5 protein-coding genes and 1 pseudogene are annotated in these 4,979 nt (G+C 34.5%); 4 read left to right on the top strand and 2 right to left on the bottom strand.

What is annotated here, in order from left to right:
* Window positions 1–93: 93 nt before the first annotated feature.
* Together MK396_RS09945 and MK396_RS09950 are read right to left on the bottom strand one after the other, a co-directional pair.
* Window positions 94–2,421: an N-6 DNA methylase gene (locus tag MK396_RS09945; RefSeq protein ID WP_268724444.1), complete on the bottom strand. Its 2,328-nt coding sequence runs from the start codon at window positions 2,419–2,421 to the stop codon at window positions 94–96.
* Window positions 2,421–2,567: a hypothetical protein gene (locus MK396_RS09950; protein ID WP_268724445.1), complete on the bottom strand. Its 147-nt coding sequence runs from the start codon at window positions 2,565–2,567 to the stop codon at window positions 2,421–2,423. Before MK396_RS09950 ends, MK396_RS09945 begins: the two co-directional genes overlap by 1 nt.
* Window positions 2,568–2,704: 137 nt before the next feature.
* On the opposite strand from MK396_RS09950, the pseudogene MK396_RS09955 reads away from it, so the two are divergent.
* The 4 genes and pseudogenes from MK396_RS09955 to MK396_RS09970 all read left to right on the top strand — a co-directional run bounded on the left by MK396_RS09955 (window position 2,705) and on the right by MK396_RS09970 (window position 4,889).
* Window positions 2,705–3,622 (top strand): annotated as a pseudogene (locus MK396_RS09955) (IS1595 family transposase).
* The gene (locus MK396_RS09960) at window positions 3,612–4,061 is read left to right on the top strand and encodes a hypothetical protein (RefSeq protein ID WP_268724446.1); all 450 of its coding nucleotides are present in this window, start codon (window positions 3,612–3,614) and stop codon (window positions 4,059–4,061) included. Before MK396_RS09955 ends, MK396_RS09960 begins: the two are co-directional and overlap by 11 nt.
* Window positions 4,061–4,348 (top strand): hypothetical protein, encoded by a 288-nt coding sequence (locus MK396_RS09965; RefSeq protein WP_268724447.1) that lies wholly within the window; start codon window positions 4,061–4,063, stop codon window positions 4,346–4,348. Before MK396_RS09960 ends, MK396_RS09965 begins: the two co-directional genes overlap by 1 nt.
* The gene (locus tag MK396_RS09970; RefSeq protein ID WP_268724448.1) at window positions 4,341–4,889 is read left to right on the top strand and encodes a DUF6036 family nucleotidyltransferase; all 549 of its coding nucleotides are present in this window, start codon (window positions 4,341–4,343) and stop codon (window positions 4,887–4,889) included. Before MK396_RS09965 ends, MK396_RS09970 begins: the two co-directional genes overlap by 8 nt.
* Window positions 4,890–4,979 lie beyond the last annotated feature (90 nt).

The raw sequence follows: 4,979 nt of genomic DNA on the forward strand, positions 1-4,979 counted from the left end.
GGGAACTATATACCAGTTTACATCAACTACAATATGTAGTATTTTCAACAATACCAAAAAGACGACTTCCTTTCGGAAATCGTCTTTATTTGATTATAGATTTTTGCCATGAGGTAGTGTTTTGATATATTTTTCCATAAAGTCCCAATCGGGTTCATATTTCCCATTGGGATTTTTTTTAGCTGGTAATCTAATCATTGTTTTAGTTAAGTTTGTCTTGTACTTTCTTCCGAATGAATACCTGTATCTTTCTTTATCTAAAATAGTTACAATAAACATAGCGTTATATCTGTTTAGATTAGTATTTCTTCCAACAGAGAGTGTAGTAGAGCCGATGAAATCATGGTCTATATAATTAGTATAACCAACTGAACCTTGCCCATCACAAATGAAAACAATACAATTTCCTCTGGTTGTTAGTTCTGGAACGTTTTTAACCCATTCCATAAATCCACCGTCTGATTTTTTTGCCCCTATATATTCTATATCTGAGCCTTCTTCAAGTAATTCTGTGGCATTTTTACACTTACAACTTTCTAATTCAAATATCCCTCCTTTTCCTGCCAATTTAAAATACTTCCAATCGGAAGTGTCTAATTCAGTACCATTTGTTTTCAATGCTTGGTCTTGGTGTCGTAATGAGTATGCTCGATATTCATTTATAGACTTCTGGAATTCTAAACTATGAGTATCAGAATAATCAGTTTCCATATATGCTTCTGCCAGCCATTCATCAGTTTCATTAACTTGTTTTACGATAGATTTTCCAATTTTACTGGTTCTATTCCAAAATAATTCTAACCATTCTTTTTCTATTTCTTTCCATACACCTTTACCAGATGGGTCAGTTTTTTCAACTCGTCCTAGGTTTTTCTTTTTCATGAATCCATCATCTTTGTAGTAACCAAAAAATGTTTCTTTGACATTAGCTTTTGAATGTCGTACACCTAGATTAAATACCATACAACAAGCTGAAGCGTTAGCCCCTGGATGAAATACATCAGGAGGTAGTGAAAATACCGCTTCAAGCGTGTGCTTTTTCATCATTTCTTTTTTATAGCGTATGATTTCCTTCTCTTTCGAGCTACCAATAGCACATTGCATAGGTAATAACACAACAAGTTTTCCAGTTTTGACTTTTTCGGCTATTTCGTAAACAAAGTGAAACCCCTTAGAAGGGTCGGTGTTTGTTTTGGAAGACCATTCAGCAACATACTCTTTTTTACAATGTTTTCTTTGAGCGTTATAAGGAGGATTCATTAACACAACATTTACACCTTTATCAACATAATTATCCTCATTAAAACAACTACCTTTGACAATATTTGAATTTCCATCGCCATGAATTAGCATATTGGTTGTTGATAAACCGAAAGCAGTATCTTCAAATTCTATACCATATATCTGGTGCTTCTTGACATTCTTTCGTTCTTCTTCTGTATAACAATCATCGAGTGCTTCAGTTAATGCTCTTACTAAAAATGCTCCGCTACCACAACAAGGGTCTAAAACCACAGAATTTCTATTTATTCCTGCGACCTTACACATGAAATGTACTATATGGTCAGGAGTAAAAGCCTGATTTTTATCTGCTTTACCAACATACTTATTGAAGGTAGTAAAGAAAAGGTTTAGCAAATCTTGTCCTGCTGTATTTTTGTCGTTAATATATGGTAATATATCCTTCTTGATTTTTCTCAAAATTATGGAAAAATCTTCTTTGGGAAGCTCCCTTACATCTTGTGAATCAAGTACATTATTTTTTAAGATAGTTAATTTTGTGGCTTTGTTTAAGTCCTTTTCTAACAAGTTGGTTAAGATAATTTCAATTCCTGAAATTATCTGTTTTGTTTCCAACCCTTCAAAAGTAAGACTATATTTTAAAGATAAGAGACAAGTACCTACAAATTGACTACGAATTTTTTCGTTTATTCCATATTTATGTAGCAGTTCATTTAATGAGTAAGTGTTTTGAACTAATTTCAGGCGATTATTTTTTGTTCCGAAAAACAAGTCGAAATAATACTCTAAATTCTGTATGGCATACTCATTTTTATTGGCATTGTTTGAACTGATGATTCCACTATCATCTGTCCAGATTAGAAAATCATCGTTTTTAGTATTCGCAAGTATAGCAACTATTCTATTATTTGTAAGTTGTTTTTCATAACTTACATAGGCTTCTAACTGCTCGAAATCTTTTTCATTATAAGATGCTTTTGTTTCTACTAATACTGTCAGACCACCATTTTCAAAGCGAATATCTAAGTCTTTGTATTTTCGTTTGTAGTGCTCTTTTTGAAAATCCGCTATATTTTTTCCGACTTCTTTCAGAGCTTTCTGGTAACTAAACTCATCATTTTCAATGTTTGAAGTAAGGTATTCTTTTCCAATAGTTTGTATTATTTCAATACGTTTCACTATGCCACCTCACTTTCAAAATCAACAGAAAAGACTTCCTCACAAAAACGTGAAAAAGCCTGTTTTAGGGGTTGACAAAAAACACGTCCGATTACATAATCAGCGTGAGCTGTGAGCTGTGAGCTGTGAGCTGTGATTGCGTTCATACCAATCAGTTCCTTTACTTTTTGATAGTTCTATTATATCAAAAAAGTAGCCTTTTATCTAGTAGTTTATGACACAAATCGTTGACATTTATGTTTTATAGTGCTATAATGGATTTCAAGATAAAGGAGTACCAGTTATGAAGTTTGAATTTAAGTCATTATTTGATTTACAATCTGCTTTTCCTGACGAGCAATCATGTATAGACCATTTGGAAAATATGATTTGGGGCGATGTGATTATCAGCCCTTTTGATGCTACTTCAAAAGTCTATAAATGCAAAGGGAACAAATACCGTTGCAAGAATACTGGTAAATACTTCAATGTTAAGACAGGTACTCTCTTTGACAATACTAAAATTGAATTACGTAAATGGTTCATGGCGATTTGGCTTGTCACTTCTCATAAAAAAGGTATCTCCTCTGTTCAGCTTTCTAAGGATATAGGGGTTACACAAAAAACAGCGTGGTTTATGCTAGAGCGTATTCGTAAATGCTTTGGTTCTGAAAATAACAACGACCTTGATAATGTGGTAGAAGTTGATGAGACATATATTGGTGGCAAAAATAAAAACCGTCATAACTCTAAGAAAGTCAAAAATGCACAAGGTCGTTCCTTGAAAGATAAATCAGCAGTTGTCGGTATGGTATAACGTCAAGGTAAAGTCAATGCTCACCACGTTCCTGATACAAAGACAAAAACATTGACGGAACAAATCGTAAAATACGTGAAAGAAACTGCTCAGCTTTACACAGATGAATGGCTGGGTTATAATAAAGTGGCAAAAATGTATCAACACGACTATGTTAATCATGGTGCAAGAGAGTATGTCGTAGGTGATGTTTATACAAATACCATTGAAGGATTTTGGGCTGGTTTGAAGCGAGGGGTTTTAGGTATCTACCACTCATGGTCTAAGAAGTATCTTCAAGATTATGTGGATGAATTTGTTTTTCGATACAACACTCGTGATTATTCTGACACTCAACGTTTTAATCTCTTGCTCTCTAACGCTAGCGTTCGTACAAAATACAAGGAGTTAATCTATGGTTGCTAATACACGGGCTGACCTACATTTTGAACTAGAGCGTACTATCTCTCGTAGGGTAGATAGCAAGTTAATTCCCTATCAGGTCAGTATCTCTGATAGTTTTTACGAGAAATACACAAAACTCTGGGAAAAGAAATTTTCCGTAGATTTTGTTATTGAACACCGCCCTTTTTACGCTCAACTAACCAAAAATTGTATCTATGATACCTTAGATAAGGTAGATAGAAAAAGTTTATCTAAGCATTTGGCAGAACTAGAAGCATTGGTGGATATTTCTGAAACCAAAGAAGATTTTTATATGTACTTTGAGAAGAAGTATACGAAACCCTTACCTGATTTTAGTGATTACATGAATCATAAGAAAAAGGAATTATCTGAGTTTGATAAAAAACTGTGGATAGCATTACACTTCAATCCAAAAGAGAGCAAGAAGGGAGATAGCTAATGACAACTTGGTATGATTACATGGTTCGTGCCAGTGAGCATTCCCAAAAAGATGGTGATTTATGGTTTCGTTACCTCTATAAGGTTATTCAGGACGAAGAGACTAAATTGAGTTCTGATGATGTGAAACAGTTGTTAAAAAATCCGACCTTGACTCCTTTTCAAAAGATAACGCTACAAGATGCCTTGACAGATGGCACACATACAAGAGAACACGTTTTGCAGGCAAACCGAAAATCCAAACCCAAAGATATTTTGAAACTCTTTAGGGAGGGAAATTATGGATAAGAAGATTCTTTTTAAAGCTCTGAATACGGGATTGGCAAAAGAAAACATTCTACTTGAGATTATCTGTGTTGGTGGATTTGTCCTTGAATATTACGACCTTCGTGGTACGCAGGATGTGGATGCTTTTTATCAAGAAGATGCTAAAATCAGGAGTATTATTAAGAAGGTTGGAGATGAATTTGGAGTGAATGAGCCTGATGAGTTATGGCTGAATAATTCCGTTGCCAATCTTAATCGTACACCGCCAAGAGCGATATGCAAGAAAGCCTTTAGTTTCTCTCATCTTACCGTTTTGGTGCCGCCATTATCCTATATCGTAGGAATGAAATTAGAGAGCGGACGAGACCGAGACAGACAAGATGCAGGTGAAATTATTAAGTTAATCAAGATTCGTTCTCCCAAAGAAGTCATCAGCAAACTAAAAGAATATAGATTTGAACCAGATATATCCTTGATTTTAGAAGTTTTTGAAATTGCCTATGGCATGGAGTGGTTGGCTGAATACATGGCAGAACACCCTGATGAATTTAGACAGTATTAAAAGACGATTTCCGTTTGGAAGTCGTCTTTTTTGACATTATCGGAGACACTATATCTTGTGGTTGGTGTAAACTGATATATAGTTCCCTAT

This window comes from Streptococcus oralis (assembly GCF_026782235.1).
Classification (GTDB): domain Bacteria; phylum Bacillota; class Bacilli; order Lactobacillales; family Streptococcaceae; genus Streptococcus; species Streptococcus oralis_CC.